Consider the following 18,814-nt stretch of genomic DNA (forward strand, 5'->3'; position numbering starts at 1 on the left):
AACCTATCATATGTAATGGTAGGTTTTTTTATTTTTTAAAAACTTTATTAATATTACAATATAATCTTACTAATTTTATAACTCTTAAAACAACAATCATTTATTATGGCTTCAATAACATTAAAAGGAAATACAATTCACACTAGTGGAAATTTACCAGAAGTAGGACAAAACGCACCAGATTTTGAAATGGTGAATGCTGATTTATCTACTGCAAAATTATCTGATTATAAAGGAAACAGAGTAGTTTTAAATGTTTTTCCTTCTGTAGATACAGGAATTTGCGCAGCTTCAGTAAGAGCATTTAATAAGGAGGCAAGCAATTTATCAAATACTAAAGTATTGTGTATATCACGTGATTTACCATTCGCTCAAGGTCGTTTCTGTGGAGCAGAAGGATTAGAAAATGTGATCAATCATTCTGATTTTAAAACCGGAGAGTTTGGAAAAAACTATGGACTAGAAATTGTAGATGGACCATTACAAGGGTTACATTCTAGAGCAGTTATTGTTCTTGATGAGAATGGAACCGTTTTATATACAGAACAAGTGCCAGAAATAGTACAGGAACCAGATTATTCTGCTGCACTCGAAATATTGTCTTAGTATCTTATGAGTAAAGCATTAAAATTTGTAGTTGGCAGATTGCGAGGTTGTGGTTATGCTTTTAAAGGAGCTCTGTTGTTGATAAAAACAGAACCAAGTATACAAGTACAGGTTGGGATTGCAATAGCAATGACAATATTAGGTTTTTATTTCAATATTACTTTGATCGAATGGATTTTGCAAATTTTTGCTATTGGATTGGTAATGAGTGTTGAAGGGATAAATACCGCAATCGAAGCAATCGCAGATTTTGTTCATCCAGATTTTCATAATAAGATAGGGGTTATAAAAGATATAGCCGCGGGAGCTGTTTTTATTGCTGCAATTACAGCTATAATAATTGGATTGTTAATTTATATCCCTTATTTAGTTTAGAAAATTTTTTAGTCATTTTTACGTTCCAATATAGATATTCGTATTTTTGCGATAAGATACCCAAAAAATGGCCAAAAGAAAGGTAAGTACAAAAAGGAAAACAACAAAAAAACCTAAGACTTCACTAAAAGAAAAATTTACGTTATCAAGACAACAGAAAGTTGTTTTAGGTAGCTTCTTATTCTTTTTGGGGATAGGATTATTTTTTGCTTTTGTTTCGTTTTTCTTTAATTGGAAAATTGACCAAAGTGAAATATCACAGTTTTATAATAGAACATCATCTCCAAAAAACTGGTTAAGTAAATTTGGAGCTACTGTAAGTCATTTCTTTATTTTTAAAGGATTTGGAATTTCTGCATTAGTCATTCCTGTGTTAACCTCATTAACAGGTGTGTATTTGTTCTTTGACCTCAATAAAAAGAAATTATTTGGGTTTTGGTTTTGGGGAGGGCTAGTCATGCTATGGGTATCCGTTGTTTTGGGCTTTGTAGAAAAAGGTGGTGGGTTATTAGCTGGTATTATAGGGTATGAAACTAATGATTTTTTAAGAGACTATATAGGTTTTATAGGTACCGTTCTTGTACTTGCCTTTTTTGCAATAGTGTATATTGTAGTACGTCTAAGATATACTCCCGAAAAAATATCTGATTCTTTAAAAAATACCCAAAAAGCTATAGCAAAGGATTATGAAGTAACACCAGAAACGAATAATAAACAAACTGTATCTACTCCTACCTCTGATAGCTCTAGTTCTAGTTCTAGTATTAAAGAAAAAATAGACTCAATCATTGCTAAATCCAAAGATATTAATAAAAAGAAAGAGGATAAAAAGCAAAATGAGAAGGAAGACACCATTAAAAAAGATAATGACACCGAAGAGATTACATTAAACCCTACAATTAATGATTTTTATGGAGATCCGAATAATCGAGATAATGAGGTCCCAGAGAAACTAATTATAAAATCAGAAGATAATCCCGAGGATATCGCAATGGAAGTCGAAACTATGGTAGAGGAAGAAGTAGTTGGAGACCTAAGTGCTAAGCTGGTTAAAGATTTTGGTGAGTTTGATCCAAAACTAGAGTTAGGGAACTATAAATTTCCGGCAATTACTTTATTAAAGGATTATACCACACAATCGGGAGGAATAACTATTGACCAGGGAGAATTAGAAGAAAATAAAAACCGTATTGTAGAGACGCTTAAAAATTACAAAATTGAAATAGCGCAAATTAAAGCTACCGTTGGTCCTACAGTAACATTGTACGAGATTGTACCCGAAGCCGGAATTCGAATTTCTAAAATTAAAAACCTCGAGGATGATATCGCATTATCATTAGCAGCTCTGGGAATTCGTATCATTGCTCCTATACCTGGTAAAGGGACTATTGGTATAGAAGTACCTAATAAAAAAGCCACTATCGTATCGATGCGATCTGCAATCTCTTCTTCAAAATTTCAGAACGCAGAAATGGAATTGCCATTATCTTTGGGTAAAACGATTTCGAACGAAACATTTGTAGTGGATCTTGCCAAAATGCCTCACCTTCTTATGGCAGGAGCTACAGGGCAAGGAAAATCTGTTGGACTTAATGCGATACTTACATCGTTGCTTTATAAGAAGCATCCTGCAGAAGTAAAATTTGTTTTAGTAGATCCAAAAAAGGTAGAACTTACATTGTTTAATAAGATAGAACGGCATTATCTGGCCAAACTGCCTGATACAGAAGAGGCTATTATTACAGATAATACTAAAGTAATTAATACACTTAATTCTTTATGTATTGAGATGGATGCTCGGTATGATCTGTTAAAGCAGGCAATGGTTAGAAATATTAAAGAATATAATGTAAAGTTTAAAGCAAGAAAATTAAATCCCGAGAACGGGCACAAGTTTTTACCCTATATTGTGCTTGTAGTAGATGAATTTGCAGATCTTATTATGACTGCAGGAAAAGAAGTAGAAACTCCTATAGCCCGACTGGCTCAATTAGCTCGTGCTATTGGGATACATCTTATTATAGCTACCCAACGACCATCTGTAAATGTAATAACGGGTATGATCAAAGCTAATTTCCCTGCCAGAATAGCATTTAGAGTGACTTCTAAAATAGATTCTCGTACAATTTTGGATACAGGGGGAGCAGATCAATTAATTGGTAGAGGAGATATGTTGTATACACAAGGAAATGATGTTGTAAGAATACAATGTGCTTTTGTAGATACTCCAGAAGTAGAACGAATAACAGATTATATTGGTAGTCAAAAAGCATACCCAGATGCACATCTGTTACCAGAATATCTGGGTGAAGAAAGTGGCACAAGTCTTGATATAGATAAAAAAGATAGAGATAAACTTTTTGCTGAAGCTGCAGAAGTAATTGTAACAGCTCAACAAGGATCGGCGTCTTTATTACAAAGGAAATTAAAATTAGGGTACAATCGAGCAGGTAGATTAATAGATCAATTAGAAGCTGCAGGAATCGTTGGCCCTTTTGAAGGAAGTAAAGCAAGACAGGTTTTAGTACCTGATTTAATTTCGCTTCAGCAGTTACTGGACAATGAGTAACGAGCTGATTCGTAGTATGGTAATTAGTAATTAAAGAAGAATAAATAAAATGATAAAAAAGGCTATATTTTTACTATTTGTATTGGGTATAACTACTGCACAAGCCCAAAGTGCCAAAGATCTTTTGGATGAGGTTTCCAAAAAAGTAAATAGCTACACCAATATTGTTATTAACTTTAAATATGCTATTAATAATAAGGCAGAACATGTTGCTCAGGAAACCAGAGGAGATGTAACGTTACAAGGGAATAAGTACCTGCTTAATATCATGGGGACCAAACGTATGTATGATGGTAAAAAGCTACATGTAATTGTTCCGGAAGATGAGGAAATCAATATTTCTTCTCAGGATGAAGATGATGGCACAAGCGTGACCCCTTCAAAAATGTTAACTTTCTATGAAGATGGATATACCTATAAAATGGATATTGTTCAGGATGTAAAAGGTAGGAAAATTCAATATGTAAAATTGATACCCATTGACTCAAAAAGCGATTTAAAAGAAATATTACTTGGTATTGATAAGCAAACAAAGCATATTTACAAAATGATTCAGAAACAAAATAATGGTACTAATGTTACAATTACGGTGAATAGTTTTAAAACGAATCAACCGCTTTCAGAAACATTATTTGTATTTGATAAATCAAAATATGAAAATTATTATATCAATCGCTTAGATTAGAAAAGAATTAAGGCATAAAGAAATAAAGGTATAAAAAAGAACGGGTGTAAAAATTTACACACGTTCTTTAGTTTTAATTAATGTATATTTTTAGCGGTTAGAAAATAGAAAACGAGTGAAGATTTTAGATCGATATATTTTAACAACTTTTGTAAAGACATTTTTCCCGCTCTTTGTAATTATTATGTTTATCCTTTTATTGCAAACTATCTGGTTGTTTATATCAGAACTGGCAGGAAAAGATCTCGATTTTTCAGTAATATTAAAATTTTTGACGTTTGCAACACCTAGATTGATTCCCATGGTTTTGCCACTAACTATTTTGTTAACGTCTATTATGATTTTTGGTAATTTTGCCGAGAATTATGAATTTGCCGCGATGAAATCTTCGGGGATATCCTTGCAACGAGCTATGAGAACTTTATCTGTTTTTATCTTTTTTGTAGGGATAGGTGCATTTTTATTTTCGAATACAGTGATCCCGTCCTCGGAGAAAAGATTTATAAATCTTCGTAAAAATATAGTTAAAGTAAAGCCCGCAATGGTAATAACCCCTAATCAGTTTAATGACTTAGGAGATATAAATATAAAAGTAGCAGAAAAATATGGTGATAATGATGAGTTTCTTAGAGATGTTATCATTCATAAGAAAGCTGCTAGGCCTGGTAATTTTACTGTTATAAAAGCAGTAGGAGGAGAGTTAAAAGGTAATATCAATTCTGATTTAATTACCTTAATCCTTAATGATGGTAATTATTATGATGAGATTCAACAGAATTCACCTCAAAAAAGAAACAGATTACCTTTTGCCAAAACACATTTTAAAAAATATGTTCTTAATATAGATTTGTCATCTCTGGGTAATGTAGATATGGATGAACAACAATATAGCAAAGGATATAATATGCTTAATGTTAATGAGCTAAAGAATCAGATAGATACATTGTCTATTGAGGTTAATAAGAATGTGAAGAATATGACGGTTGAAATTGATCGAATGATTGGATTTGAAGGGTTAAATAGAAACATTAAAATAGTTGATTCTCTTCCAAAAACAAGTAATGATACATTGCAGATAAGAGATTATTTTAATACGCTTAAAAAAATACAGATATATCAGATTGCTTCATCTACTGCAGATGGAGTAATAAGAAAACTAAATTCTACTCAAAAAAATCTAAGTTTTAGGAAAAGAGCATTAAATAAATACGAAATGTCATTGCATGATAAATTTGCTTTAGGAATTTCGTGTATCTTATTGTTCTTTGTAGGAGCTCCTTTGGGGGCCATAATCCGTAAAGGAGGGTTAGGGTTACCTATAGTTATTGGGGTAGTGTTGTTTTTGACCTATCATTTTATAGGAATTTTTGCTAAAAATAGTGCCGAAGAAGGAGGAATCCCTCCATTTGTGGGCTCATGGCTTTCTACATGTATTATATTTCCGTTAAGTATATTTCTAACTTATAGAGCAACTACAGATCAGGGAATTTTTAATATGGACACTTTTATCCAGCCAATAAAGAATTTCTTTGCAAAACGATCTTCTAAAACCAAAAAATAGATTTCTTTTTAAATATCTTTGCCGGTAATAAATTTAAGAGTATGATTATGTCACAAGCAACTAATACCACAAACAAAATGAAACTGAATACCATTCAAGAAGCCATTGAAGACATTAGGCAGGGAAAGGTAATTATTGTGGTAGATGATGAAGATCGTGAAAATGAAGGAGATTTTATTGCTGCGGCAGAGAAAGTAACTCCAGAGATGATCAATTTTATGGCAACCCATGGTCGTGGATTGATTTGTGCTCCACTTACAAAAGATCGTTGTGAGGAGTTAAATCTCGATATGATGGTTCAGAACAATACCGTATTACACGAGACTCAATTTACCGTATCGGTAGATTTAATAGGGCATGGATGTACTACAGGAATTTCTGTGCACGATAGAGCCAAAACCATAAATGCATTAATCAAGGAAGATACAAAACCTCATGACCTGGGAAGACCAGGGCATATTTTCCCGCTTAAGGCGAAAAATGGAGGAGTATTAAGACGTACTGGGCATACTGAAGCGGCTGTAGATTTAGCAAGACTTGCAGGTTTTAAACCGGCAGGGATTTTGGTCGAAATTTTGAACGAAGATGGTACTATGGCGCGTTTACCTCAATTAGTAGAGGTTGCCAAGAAATTTGATCTTAAATTAATATCGATAGAAGATCTGGTAGCATATCGTATGCAGCATGATTCTCTGATCGAGAAAAAAGAAGATTTTGATATTACTACGCGTTTTGGAAATTATAGACTTAGGGCGTATAAGCAAACAACTAATGATCAAGTGCATATTGCCTTAACATTGGGTTCTTGGAAAGAAAATGAACCTGTACTTACCAGAATCAATTCTACATTATTTAATAATGATATTCTGGGGACACTAACCAATAATGCCGATAAACGCCTGGATGCTATGTTTCAGCGTATTAATAGCGAAGGTAAAGGGGCGATAATTTTTATTAATCAAGAAAGTCAATCGCTTAATCTTTTAGGGCGTTTAAGTGCTTTAAAAGAAATTCAAAATGGAAAAGATGTCTTAAAAGCACCAAAAATAGCTATGGATAGCAAAGATTTTGGTATTGGAGCACAAATTTTACATGACATTAATATTCATAAACTACGATTAGTCTCTAATACGGTACAACAAAAACGTGTTGGAATGATTGGATACGGATTAGAAATTGTAGACTATGTAGGGTATTAAATAAATACCTGATATCTTATAATACACTTTTTACAAGGACACCTTTTAAAGCTTCAACCATTTTTGAGGCTCTGTTTGCTACTTCTGTTTCAGACCAATTTAACTTGATTAAGCAAGAAATAGTGCGACCCATCCATAGATCGCTCGCATCAAACGGCCTATTGTTTTTTTGTAACCCTGATTGTATTTCCTGAGAAAACTTACTAAGAGATTTTTGTTCTAAAAGGTGTTCCCATTTTTTATAGTAATGCCAGTTATTATCGAACCAATAAAAACAAGCATCTACGCCATTTTCTCCCAAGGCTTTATGTGCTTTTCTGGCGACATCTTCTGTAGGTAAAAATATATTTAGAAAGGAATAATTTTCTACCCCTGTTTCTGGTACTCTTCTAAAAGAAACTTCGGGAACCTCTGCCAGAGCATTGCGTAGTATCGTATAGTTTTTTTCCTGGATTGTTAATGTATGATCTAATTTTCTTAACTGTGCAATTCCTACTGCTGCATTTAGTTCAGATAACCTATAGTTATATCCTAAGAAAGGATGTGTTTCTGCACCACGATCATTACCAACATGATCGTGACCATGATCCTGGTATTTGTGTGCTCGATCTGCAAATGTTTCAGAGTTGGTAATGATACCACCACCTTCACCGCAGGTAATTGTTTTAACGTAATCAAAAGAAAAACAGCCCAAATCTCCATAACTCCCTAATGGTTTTCCATCATAAGTAGCTCCGATAGCCTGGCAAGCATCTTCTAGTAGAATAAGGCTATGTTTATCACTAATTGCTTTTAATGCGCCAAGATCTGCCATAGATCCACACATGTGTACAGGCATAATAGCTTTGGTTTTGGGAGTGATAGATGCTTCAACAGCTTTAGGGTCTAAGGTAAGTGTGTCGTCTATATCACATAGTACTGGGATCGCCCCAACAGATAATATAGCTTCAAAACTTGCTACAAAAGTAAATGTAGGCATGATTACCTCATCTCCAGATCCTATACCGGCACATGCCAATGCAACTGTTAAAGCTGCGGTTCCGCTAGAAACTACCTGAGCATATTTGGATTGCATTCTGTTTGCTAAATCTCTTTCTAATTCTAATGCTTTATAATGACCATTTCTCATAGGATCAAATCCATATCGCATTAAAACTCCATTATCTAAAACATCCTGAACTTCTTTTTGTTCTTCTGCACCAAATAACTCAAATCCTGGCATAAGTATAGTGTTAAATTAAAAACTCTTTCCAGCAAAAATACCGAAAAGAGTTTTGATTTTACAGTGGTTATTCTAGATTTTTTTGATTATACCGATACTTAATATTTTTTGTAGTGTTAGTTTAAATGTAAGAAACCAAAACTTAGATGGTAATGATAGTATCTGTAATTGGGCGTCTTACTTTTTTTAACTCAGAAAACATATCATCTTCTGCTCGATATCCAATAGGTAATACCAGTACCGATGTTAATCCTAAGTTATTAAGATTAAGGAGTTCATCGTATTTTTCTGGTATAAAACCTTCCATAGGGCAAGAATCTATTTTTTCGATAGCACATACGGTAAGTATATTTCCCAGTGCCAAATATGCTTGTTTTGCAGCCCAGTTTGATATCTCTTCGGGTGATTTATAAGTAAAAGAATCTACGAGTTGTTCTTTAAAAGGTTTTAATATTTCTTCGGGAGTATCTCTTATTTCTTTTACAGTATCAAAATACTTGGATATGTATTGTTCTCCAATAGTTTTTTCGATACAAAATACCAATACATGAGACGCATCAGCAACTTGTTGTTGATTCCAGGAGTGTGAGGTGAGTTCTTTTTGCAAGTCTTTATTCTTAATCACTACTAATTTTAAAGGTTGTAAGCCATATGAGGTGGCGGTAAGGTTAAAAGCTTCTGTTAGTGTGTCTATTTTTTCCTGAGAAACAATTTGCTTAGTATCGAATTTTTTGGTGGCATAACGCCAATGTAAACTTTCTATAATATCCATTCGAAGTTTTTTTAAGTATATGACAAAGATAGTATGATAAGATTTACCTTTGACAGATAAAATGATAAGAAAAAACTATATCACAATTGTATGAATGCTATAGATGAATTAATTAATAAATCTGAAACGAGAATCTTTAAAGCTGTGTTTCCTAATACTACCAATCATTACGAAACCTTATTTGGTGGTACAGCATTACAACTTATGGATGAAGTGTCTTTTATCTGTGCTACGCGTTTTAGTAGAAAAAAAGTAGTTACCATATCTACAGATAAAATTGATTTTGAAAAACCAATACCCGAAGGAACCATTGTAGAACTCGTAGCAAGAATTGCAGAAGTAGGTAGAACCAGTTGTTTGGTAAAAGTCGATATTTACAAAGAAGATATGTATAGCTATGATAGAGAACTAGCAGTTACTGGGCACTTTAAGTTTGTGGCTATAGATAATAATAAAAATCCAATTCCTATAGTTGACAAATAGTTCTTTTTGGGTAACTATTTTTAACTTTCAGATTCAAAAATAGAAAGATTGCATACGCATTCATCATAAAAAATCATAGCCGTTTCTATATGGTCTATGTAACTGAAATTTGCTAATTTATCAAGAATAAAGGATCTAAGATCATCAGAATCTTTTACTCCAATATGAATCATAAAGTCAGTATCTCCTGCCATATGATAAAACTTAATAACCCCCTTAAGTGTTCGTATTCTTTTGATAAAAGAATTTATAATTTCTCTTTCATGCTTTTTTAAACGTATAGCTACTATTACTTGCACATTGATTCCTAATTTTTTTAAATTAAGATCAGCATTAAAAGCTTTAAAAAAACCTTCTCGGGTTAATCTTTTTAATCGTTCATGACAAGTAGAGGGGGCAATATCTAACTCTGCAGCTACCTCTTTATTTGAAAGCCGAGCATTATTTTGTAATAGGTTCAAAATCTGAATATCCTTCTGATCTAACTTCATATTTACAGTCTTTTTAGAATTTATTTCGTTTTTGCTGAAATTTAATATGAATATAATTCATATAATTTGTAAATATAGTGAATTTTGTTCGTGAACTTATAAAATTAGATTCAAAAATGAATATAGGTATAATAGGATTGGGTACCGTAAGTAGAGGTTTTTTAGAAATTCTGGAGCAAAAAACAGATTGGATTTCTCAAAAATTTGGAAGTGATATCAAGGTTGTAGCTGTCAAAGATATTGCAAGAGGAAACATATATAATCCCCAGGGGATAAATATTAGTGAACTTTTAGATAAACTAAATAATGGAGAAAAGATAAGTGATACTTCATTAACAGATGGAGACTCTCTTTCTGAAATAGATAGTGTAGATCTTATTGTAGAGGCAACATATAGCGATTATACAACAGGAGATCCTGCATATACTTTTATCAAAGACGCTCTTACAAACGGTAAGCATGTAGTTACCACAAATAAAGGGCCAGTTGCATTGCATTATACAGAGTTAAATAAGTTAGCAAATGATAATAAGGTGATGCTACGATATGAAGGTACAGTATTAAGTGGTACTCCTACATTTTCATTAATCGAAGAATGCCTTGCCGGAGATGATATCGTAAGCATACGAGGAATTCTTAATGGTACAAGTAATTATATCCTGTCAAAAATGTCTCAGGGAGACTCTTTTGAAAATGCGTTAGAAGTTGCTCAGGAAAAAGGATATGCAGAAGCAGACCCTACTAATGATGTTAAGGGATATGATGCAAGAGGAAAAGTAGCTATACTTTCTCATAAAGTTTTTGGTGTTGATCTGGGATTAGATAATATACCTACTGTAGGTATAGATACTATTTCTAAAGAACAGCTGGATGCTGCAAAAAAGGAAGGGAAAAATATTCGCCTTGTAGGTAGCTTAACAAAAACTGGAAAAGCTATAGAAGCAAGAGTACAGCCAGAAGCTCTGGATAACGAAGATGCGCTATCAAATATTGGAGGCGTTACTAATGCAATAGAAGTCTCTACTGCATATCTAGGAAAACTTATGGTTACAGGGCCCGGAGCCGGGAAACTTGAAACTGGTTACTCTGTATTCTCAGATGTATTATCTATAATTAAAAATAGTTGAGGTATGATAAGCACTTTAGATAAGATTGATACCATGAAAATGTTGATTGGAGAAAATTGGGTAGAAAGCTCAACAAAATTACCGGTATTAAATCCGTATTCAGGAAAAGAGGTGTATGCTGTTTCTTGTGCCGATGCAGATCATGTACAGGAGGCTTTAAAATCTGCAGAGTTAGGAAAAGAGATATCAAGAAATCTATCACCTTATGATAGGAGTGAAATTATAGCCAGGGTAGTTGTTTTTTTAAAAGAAAGGAAAGAAGAATTTACTCAAATCATAGTAAACGAGGGAGTTAAAACCAAAATTGAAGCTGCCAAAGAAGTAGACAGGTGTATCAATACATTAACTCTTTGTAGTGAAGAAGCCAAAAGACTTACGGGAGAAACTGTCCCTTTTAGTGCATTTGCCGGAGCTGCTTCGAGAACAGGGTATTATGTATATGATCCAATAGGTATCATTACTGCAATTACACCTTTTAATGACCCCCTTAATTTGGTGGCTCATAAATTAGGCCCTGCAATAGCCTCGGGTAATGCGGTTATACTTAAACCGTCAGATTTCACTCCAATTTCTGCAATAAAACTAAGTGAGTTGTTTCTAGAGGCAGGTTTACCTCATCATATTCTAAATATCATAACCGGGCCGGTAAGTAATTTTGGGAATACATTAATTACAGACCCGCGTGTTAATATGGTAAGTTTTACAGGGGGGACAAAATCCGGAGAGGCGATCATAAAAACTGCTGGAATTAAAAAAGTAGCAATGGAACTTGGTTCGAGCTCTCCGGTAATAGTCATGGATGATGTTAATATTGATGCCGTTGCAGAAAACTGCATAGGAGGTATGATATGGGCAGCAGGTCAAAACTGTGTAGGTGTAAAACGTATGTATGTTCATGATGCTATCTATGATGTATTCAAAGAAAAAGTAATTGCCCTTGCTAAATCAGTACAACTGGGAGACCCAGGTGATCCTAATACCGATATGGGACCTATTATTACTCAAGAAGCAATTGATGCCATAGAGAATTCTATTTCTGATTTAAAAAAATCTGGTTATCAGGTTTTATGTGGAGGAAACCGGGTAGACAACGCTTTTGAAGCAACGCTCATAGAAGGAAGCTATGACCACCCACTAAATGGTAAACAAGAAATCTTTGGGCCTGTAGCAACAATTTCCAGAATTAGCTCATTAGAAGAAGGTATTAGAGCAAGTAATGATTCTCCTTACGGATTACATGCAGGAATCTTTACAAATTCAATCGAAGCCGCATTTAAAGCGGTTAACGAATTACAGTGTGGTGGAGTTATGGTTAATGATTCTTCAGATTACCGAATAGATATGATGCCTTTTGGCGGAATTAAACAAAGTGGTATTGGCCGGGAAGGAGTAAAATCTGCTATACGGGAAATGACCACAACTAAAATCGCATGTTTTAACCTTTAAATAAATAATAGATATGAATAGTATAGAAAACGTAGAGACGTTATCAGACGAAGCTATAACCAAAAACGGAAACATGGATATGGCTAAGGTGTTATCACCTAGGAGGAAATCTACAGCAAGCACAACTATCGAAGAGTTGGCGATCGAGCAGTTAGAACATTTTCAAATAGATATTGATAGTGCGTATGGAGAAGCCCTGAAAGGTGCTGCTATGGATATTTACCATGCACAATCAGATATTTCTAAATTACAGGAAATAACCAATAATACAATTGCAAAATTAGATCAGGGAGAAAAAGTAGCGTACTTTAATGCTAAACGTTTTTTGTCTTTTCAGATAGCAAAAGTATTAGAAACATTACAAAACCCGCTAAGCAAAACCTATCAGTCTTTAGGGCAATCAGACGAATCTTTACAAGCCAAAGGACCTCATCCTTTATTTAATAATATTGCAGCCTTATTTTCTGCAACTCCAGTAATCGCACGTACTTCTACATACGATTACTCTTGTACAGAATGGGTTGATGATGCTTTTAATGGTAAAGAATCAATACATCATATATACTCTAGATTATTGAATCCTACCTCTATGGCTTTGGCTACTCATATGGTGCATATAGAAGCAGGTAAATATGCAGATGAGTATACTGCATGGAATTTTAATAGTGGTATGGCTGCTGTAGATGCGTTATTAAGTAATGTATTAAACCATGGAGATGTTCTTATACTTTCTAGAAATATCTACGGAGGGGTTTACCAGTTAATCGAAGATTTTTTTGCTAAAAAGAATAAGTTTGCCATTAATGTGGTTTGGTTTGATGGATATTCTATTGAAGATTTTAAACCAGTATTAGAAAAAGCGAAAGATGATTATCAGGATATTCTTTCTTCTGGTAATAAATTACATGTATATATGGAATCCCCTTGTAACCCTCATGGTTATATGCTGGATGTGCCTGCAATTTGTAAAATTTCTAAGCAAAATGGAGCAACGGTAATGTTAGATGGTACTGTAGCAACACCGTTTTTAATCAAGCCATTACAACATGAAGATGAAGAATGTAGACCAGATTTCTTATTCCATAGCTATACCAAAGATATTACTGGATCTGGTAATGCAATAGCAGGAGGTATTATAGGTAAAAATAACTTAATGTTTTTGCCAAAAGGAGATGAAGTAGATGGGATAAAATGGGATGAGACTTTATTCTGGAATGTATACTATATTAAAGGTGCTTTTTTAGATTCTGATACTGCATTCGAGGTGTTATCGGGAATGAAAACACTAAGCATGAGAATGGTTCAAAAATGTGTAAATACTTTGGTGTTGGCTAAATTCTTTGACTCTAATCCTGGTATTACAGTACACTGTAACGGATTAGAAAACAACCATAATCATGGTATTATGAAGAAGATTAGTAAGTATCAATTAGCTTCGCCTTTATTCACTATTGATTTTGAAAAAGCAAAAGTATCGGATAAGTCATTTAAAATGTTCTTTGATACGTTAGCTCCTGCATTTGGTCTTCAGGTAAGTTTAGGACAGATTAATACTACACTTTTGTGCCCTGCATTTACATCTCATTCTGAGTTAAATAAAGATGCATTACTAGAAGCAGGTATTCACAAAACAACAATGAGAGTATCTGTAGGTAATGAAAACCCAAAAGAATTGATACAACACTTTATGCAATCTGTAAAATTAATGATAGATCCAGAAAAGCCAGGATTCTCTAGCTCTTTCTTATCCCGAAGTGAAGTAGATAAATTATATGCAGATACATATATGGAAGTACAACAACAATTAATAGATCACGGATACTTAAATTAAATACATTAACAATTAAAACTTTAAAAAATTATGATTAACGGAATTAATTTAGAGGCTTTAGGGAGTTATAAAAATACAGTTGAACAGGATCCTAAGAATGGAATGTATTCTGGTGGTATTAAAGCAACTTGGTTAGGAGGAACAAAAGTAGGGGTTGAAACCAATGCATTACAGCTTGGAGATGAGAAGATACCTCATAGTTTTTCTTTTGTTATAGACGAGCCAGAACAACTATTAGGAGAGCATTCTTCTCCAACACCTCAGGACTATTTATTAGGAGGGCTTTCGGGTTGTATGATGGTGACTTTTGTAGCTATGGCTTCAATAAAAGGAATCGAATTAGAAGGAGTTTCTTTAGAGATAAAATCAAGCTTGGACTTGCAAGGATTTCTAGGTATAAATGAAACTTCTCCTGTAGGGTTTGATACCGTAGAATATTGTTTTACTGTTGAAGGAAACGGTACAGAGCAGGATTTTAAAGAAATTGCAGATCAGGTTATCCAGTTTTCACCAAACTATGCTACTGTATCAAACAAAGTGAAAATGATTTCTAGCCTGGTAGTTAATCCTACAATGGTAAAAAATTAGTTAGTTTAGTTTGAGTTTACCCGTTTGGTGGTAAATAGGAAAGGCTGTATGATATTTTTCATACAGCCTTTTAGTATATAAAAACCTAGATACTTGATAAAATATCTATTGTGCTATTAATGAGTAGATTGTGTTCTTTGATAGAATGACACATCAACTCATCTCTGTATCATGTAAATTTTTGTCGTGTATAAAATATGGGACAGTAAATTGAAAAGATGAATTTATTATGTGTTGTAAGTAATGAAGAGAAAAGGCTGTTTAAAATTTTAAACAGCCTTTTACAGAATACACAAACAACCAAGTTTGCTTATTTACAATTAACCAATTTCTGAAATAAAAATATCATTAGAATGTTTTAATTTTTTGCTACTCCTATAGGAGCAGTATATCCTCCTTTACTAACATTACCATCGGTATAAATCTTACCAGTTCCATTAACAAGTAATATACCTGCTAAATGAGGAGAAGCCATTGAAGTACCAGATTTTAGTGCAAATTCGTTACCGCCTATACCGCAAGACCAGATTCTTGTTCCCGGAGCCCATGCATGTACATTGTCTCCGTAGCTAGAACCACCTGCTGCAGCATCTGTATTAGTCATGTTTCCAACTACCCAGCACCCTTCGATATATGCTCTTTGTGGTGAGTAGTAATATACGTTATCATTATTATTGCCTGCAGCCATAGCACCAAATGTAGTTTTGGCTAAATTTCTGAAAGCAGTTTCGTAAGCTACACTAATTGTTCTACTGGAAAACCCTATGCTATAGTTCCATACATCACCATAACTAGCATTATTAGCAACATAATTGATTCCTGCAATGATTTGCGCTTGTGTTCCGGATCCACTATCACTTAATACTTTTACCGCAACAATTGTAGCTCCCGGAGCAACTCCAACAACACCATCTCCATTGTGCATCGCACCAATGGTTCCTGCAACGTGAGTACCATGCCCATTTCTGTCTCCCCAATTGTTATCTACAAAAGTGGTACTACGATTATAATCGATGTTAAGATCGGGATGTGCATAGACACCGCTATCAAGAACCCATGCCGTTTTTCCGGTAGAGTAGGTGTATCCCCCAACTCTTACAACCCCCCAGTCTACATAATCTCCTCCGGTTTCATAATAACCAGTGGTAGCCGCAGCCTTATTAGAGTCTTTTCCTGTTGTTACAGTAGGCATTACTCCTTGCTCTACGGTAACGTCTAACCTCTCAATGTAATTCGGTTCTACAGCAAGAATGTCAGGATCGTTTTTAAGTAACTCTACTTCTTTTGTAGAAATACCATCAACGTTAAATCCCTGTATCGCAGTTTCGTAAACAAATTTCATTTTATCCGAAGAAATTTTGTGCTTAGATAAAATACCGGATGCTTTTTGGGTTACTTTTTGTTTGTTCTTTTTTAATTTTTCATCTTCTTTAAAAACAATAATATAGCTATTAGGAACCGCTTGTGCAGCACTAATATCTGTAGAAGGATTTTCTGTTGATAGCTCTTCTGAAACTTCTTCTTTAGAACAAGAGTTTAAAAAGATTGTGATTCCAAACATGATTAGAACCATTTTAATGCGAATAATTTTTTGAATTGTTTTCATAATATTAAGTTTATGTTAAGGTTTCAAAAATCTATAAATACATATGTTTGACAATAGTATTCTTAGTTTTTTTGTTAAAATCTGAAAACAATTCTAAAAAAGAGGGGTTTTTAATGTGATATTCGAATTTTATTAGGGGGTGAATGAACTGGGGTGATGATATGTAATGTGTTGTTTAGTAGGTTTTTACTGTTTTTGTATTTCGAATTTGTTCTGAATGAATGTGTTTTTAAAACATCTGGGAATAAAAAAAGCACATTGAAAACAATGCGCTTTTTTTATATGTTGTTAATAGTTGTTAGTTTTTAGCCAACTGTTTTATTTTAATTCTAAAAGCAGCAAAAAGTAGTGTCATAAATGGACTAAGCCAGTTAAAAATGGCAAAAAAGAAATAATCTAATACAGGTACACCAAGTACTCCGCTTTGATAAGCTCCACAAGTATTCCAGGGAATTAAAACAGAAGTAACAGTTCCCGAATCTTCTAGAGTACGACTAAGATTTTCTGGGGCTAGCCCTTTATCTTTATAAGCTTTAGCATACATTCTTCCGGGTACTACGATAGCTAAATATTGATCAGATGCAGTTACATTTAGTGCTAGGCAACTTACTACTGTACTTGCAAAAAGCCCGAATACAGAATCAAATAAATTCAATAAAGCTTTACTAATTCTGGCTAATGCTCCAATAGCATCCATCACACCGCCAAATACCATTGCACATAGTATTAACCAAATTGTATTTAACATTCCAACCATTCCTTTAGAAGTAAAGAGCTTAGTAAGTTCAGCATTAGATGTCTGTATTGATGTTTTTGTTGTTATTGCATTCATCACTCCTTTATATGCAGAATTAAATGTGAATTCGTCACTACCGGCAACGGTTGTTACAATTTCTGGTTGAGCAATAATGGCAGCAATAGCACCAAGCAGCGTACCTATAAGTAAGGCAACCACAGGAGGTGTTTTTTTGATGATTAAACCGATAATCAAAACAGGAACAATAAATAACCAGGGAGAAATATTAAAAGCATTATCGATAACATGTAATTGCTCACTAATTTCCGGAGTTCCGGATGTATCAATAGTAAATCCTATAACAATAAAAACCAGTAGTGTGATTACTATAGTTGGTATAGTTGTATATGCCATATATTTTATATGAGAAAATAATTCTCCACCAGCCATTGCAGGAGCTAAATTAGTAGTATCGGATAAGGGAGACATTTTATCTCCAAAATAAGCACCAGAGATTACAGCACCTGCTGTCATTCCGAGAGAGATTCCCAAGGTATCACCAATACCAATAAGTGCAATACCTACAGTTGCAGAGGTAGTCCAGGAGCTACCTGTTGCAATAGATATGATGGCGCAAATGATTACACAGGCGGCCAGGAAGATAGTTGGATTAAGAATTTGTAAACCATAATAAATCATGGTGGGGATAATACCGCTAATCAACCAGGTTCCTGCTAATGATCCCACCAGTAATAGTATAATTAGTGCACTAGAGGTTGATTTTATATTTTTGGCAACCTCTTCCATCATTTGTTTATAAGTTACCTTATTATAAAACCCTACTATCGCAGCTACTGCAGCTCCCATAAGCAAAACAAATTGATTACTTCCGCTAATTGCTTCATCTCCATAAATATAATAGACATTAAAGAATAACATAATAACCAATGCTATAATTGGGATCAAGGCTTCCCAGATGTTTAATTCTTTATTCTCAATAATATCTTCGTTTTGGGGATCGGTAGGTGTGATGTTTTGACTTTCCATATACTAAATTCGAAATTTTATGGATGTAATGTTACGATATTAATAAAAGCTATGCAACGTCTGCATTGAGTTTAATTACTTTCAAACCTAAATAAAAATGGTGTAAGGGTAAAAATATTCATTTAAAATCATAAAAATATTCTTTTAATCTGTTTTTTTGTGTATTTCGTCGGTATTTTTGATTTTATCGAATGGTGATTTTGTCATAAAATTTGTGATGTATTCTATTTTTGTAATACGAAAGAAGAAGAGTAAGAGAAAAATTGGAATTTTTTGATTGTTTTGTGACTTTTTTTGTCCCAGTAAAATAATTCTTGATGAGTTATTTTTGAACACTAAACCTAATAAGCCTCATACCCAGAGGCTTTTTGCTTTTTGTACCTATGTATGTAAGATATTCATGAGCTTTATTTGATCATATTGATGTACTTATTTCTTTGAATTTTATAACCTTCATTTTAATTCATACG

Annotated in this window: 16 protein-coding genes; 11 read left to right on the forward strand and 5 right to left on the reverse strand. The window is 33.7% G+C overall.

Going from position 1 to position 18,814, the window contains the following annotated elements:
• Positions 1-105 precede the first annotated feature (105 nt).
• The 6 genes from tpx (at position 106) to ribB (ending at position 6,995) form a co-directional block, all read left to right on the forward strand.
• The gene (gene tpx, locus DK441_RS20820) at positions 106-606 is read left to right on the forward strand and encodes a thiol peroxidase (RefSeq protein WP_074410183.1); all 501 of its coding nucleotides are present in this window, start codon (positions 106-108) and stop codon (positions 604-606) included.
• A 6-nt stretch (positions 607-612) separates the two neighbouring features.
• A complete protein-coding gene (locus tag DK441_RS20825; protein WP_109852389.1) occupies positions 613-981 on the forward strand; it encodes a diacylglycerol kinase in 369 nt (122 codons plus the stop codon).
• 67 nt (positions 982-1,048) lie between these two features.
• Positions 1,049-3,550 (forward strand): DNA translocase FtsK, encoded by a 2,502-nt coding sequence (locus DK441_RS20830; protein WP_109852390.1) that lies wholly within the window; start codon positions 1,049-1,051, stop codon positions 3,548-3,550.
• Between the two features lie 52 nt (positions 3,551-3,602).
• Complete coding sequence (locus tag DK441_RS20835) at positions 3,603-4,235, forward strand: outer membrane lipoprotein carrier protein LolA (RefSeq protein ID WP_025664923.1); 633 nt, start codon at positions 3,603-3,605, stop codon at positions 4,233-4,235.
• A 115-nt stretch (positions 4,236-4,350) separates the two neighbouring features.
• The gene (locus DK441_RS20840) at positions 4,351-5,796 is read left to right on the forward strand and encodes an LptF/LptG family permease (protein ID WP_109852391.1); all 1,446 of its coding nucleotides are present in this window, start codon (positions 4,351-4,353) and stop codon (positions 5,794-5,796) included.
• Between the two features lie 47 nt (positions 5,797-5,843).
• Positions 5,844-6,995: a 3,4-dihydroxy-2-butanone-4-phosphate synthase gene (ribB, locus tag DK441_RS20845; protein ID WP_109852392.1), complete on the forward strand. Its 1,152-nt coding sequence runs from the start codon at positions 5,844-5,846 to the stop codon at positions 6,993-6,995.
• 16 nt (positions 6,996-7,011) lie between these two features.
• Here ribB and DK441_RS20850 read toward each other — a convergent pair whose 3' ends face one another.
• Together DK441_RS20850 and DK441_RS20855 are read right to left on the reverse strand one after the other, a co-directional pair.
• Positions 7,012-8,217, reverse strand: a complete 1,206-nt coding sequence (locus DK441_RS20850) for a DegT/DnrJ/EryC1/StrS aminotransferase family protein (RefSeq protein ID WP_109852393.1) — start codon at positions 8,215-8,217, stop codon at positions 7,012-7,014.
• 142 nt (positions 8,218-8,359) lie between these two features.
• Complete coding sequence (locus DK441_RS20855; protein WP_109852394.1) at positions 8,360-8,989, reverse strand: NAD(P)H-dependent oxidoreductase; 630 nt, start codon at positions 8,987-8,989, stop codon at positions 8,360-8,362.
• 90 nt (positions 8,990-9,079) lie between these two features.
• Here DK441_RS20855 and DK441_RS20860 point away from each other — a divergent pair, with 90 nt between their 5' ends.
• Positions 9,080-9,472 (forward strand): acyl-CoA thioesterase, encoded by a 393-nt coding sequence (locus DK441_RS20860; protein ID WP_074410190.1) that lies wholly within the window; start codon positions 9,080-9,082, stop codon positions 9,470-9,472.
• 20 nt (positions 9,473-9,492) lie between these two features.
• On the opposite strand, the gene DK441_RS20865 is transcribed toward DK441_RS20860, so the two are convergent.
• Positions 9,493-9,963, reverse strand: a complete 471-nt coding sequence (locus tag DK441_RS20865) for an Lrp/AsnC family transcriptional regulator (RefSeq protein ID WP_109852395.1) — start codon at positions 9,961-9,963, stop codon at positions 9,493-9,495.
• Between the two features lie 116 nt (positions 9,964-10,079).
• Between DK441_RS20865 and DK441_RS20870 the strand changes: the two genes are divergently transcribed.
• From DK441_RS20870 to DK441_RS20885, 4 genes are read left to right on the forward strand one after another with little or no spacing between them, the layout of a single operon-like run.
• Positions 10,080-11,090, forward strand: a complete 1,011-nt coding sequence (locus DK441_RS20870; protein WP_109852396.1) for a homoserine dehydrogenase — start codon at positions 10,080-10,082, stop codon at positions 11,088-11,090.
• 3 nt (positions 11,091-11,093) lie between these two features.
• Positions 11,094-12,536 carry an aldehyde dehydrogenase family protein gene (locus DK441_RS20875; protein WP_109852397.1) on the forward strand — a complete coding sequence of 481 codons (1,443 nt, stop codon included), beginning with the start codon at positions 11,094-11,096 and terminating at the stop codon, positions 12,534-12,536.
• 13 nt (positions 12,537-12,549) lie between these two features.
• Positions 12,550-14,367 (forward strand): PLP-dependent aspartate aminotransferase family protein, encoded by a 1,818-nt coding sequence (locus DK441_RS20880; protein ID WP_200822878.1) that lies wholly within the window; start codon positions 12,550-12,552, stop codon positions 14,365-14,367.
• Positions 14,368-14,397: 30 nt separating this feature from the next.
• A complete protein-coding gene (locus DK441_RS20885) occupies positions 14,398-14,955 on the forward strand; it encodes an OsmC family protein (protein WP_109852398.1) in 558 nt (185 codons plus the stop codon).
• A 358-nt stretch (positions 14,956-15,313) separates the two neighbouring features.
• Here the strand turns inward: DK441_RS20885 and DK441_RS20890 are convergent, their stop codons facing one another.
• Together DK441_RS20890 and nhaC are read right to left on the reverse strand one after the other, a co-directional pair.
• Entirely contained in the window at positions 15,314-16,561 is a 1,248-nt protein-coding gene (locus tag DK441_RS20890; protein ID WP_109852399.1) for a S8 family serine peptidase, read from the reverse strand.
• Between the two features lie 298 nt (positions 16,562-16,859).
• Positions 16,860-18,344 (reverse strand): Na+/H+ antiporter NhaC, encoded by a 1,485-nt coding sequence (gene nhaC / locus DK441_RS20895; protein ID WP_109852400.1) that lies wholly within the window; start codon positions 18,342-18,344, stop codon positions 16,860-16,862.
• Between the last annotated feature and the right edge of the window lie 470 nt (positions 18,345-18,814).

Origin of the sequence: Aquimarina sp. AU58, assembly GCF_900312745.1 — a bacterium.
GTDB classification, from domain to species: Bacteria; Bacteroidota; Bacteroidia; order Flavobacteriales; family Flavobacteriaceae; genus Aquimarina; species Aquimarina spinulae.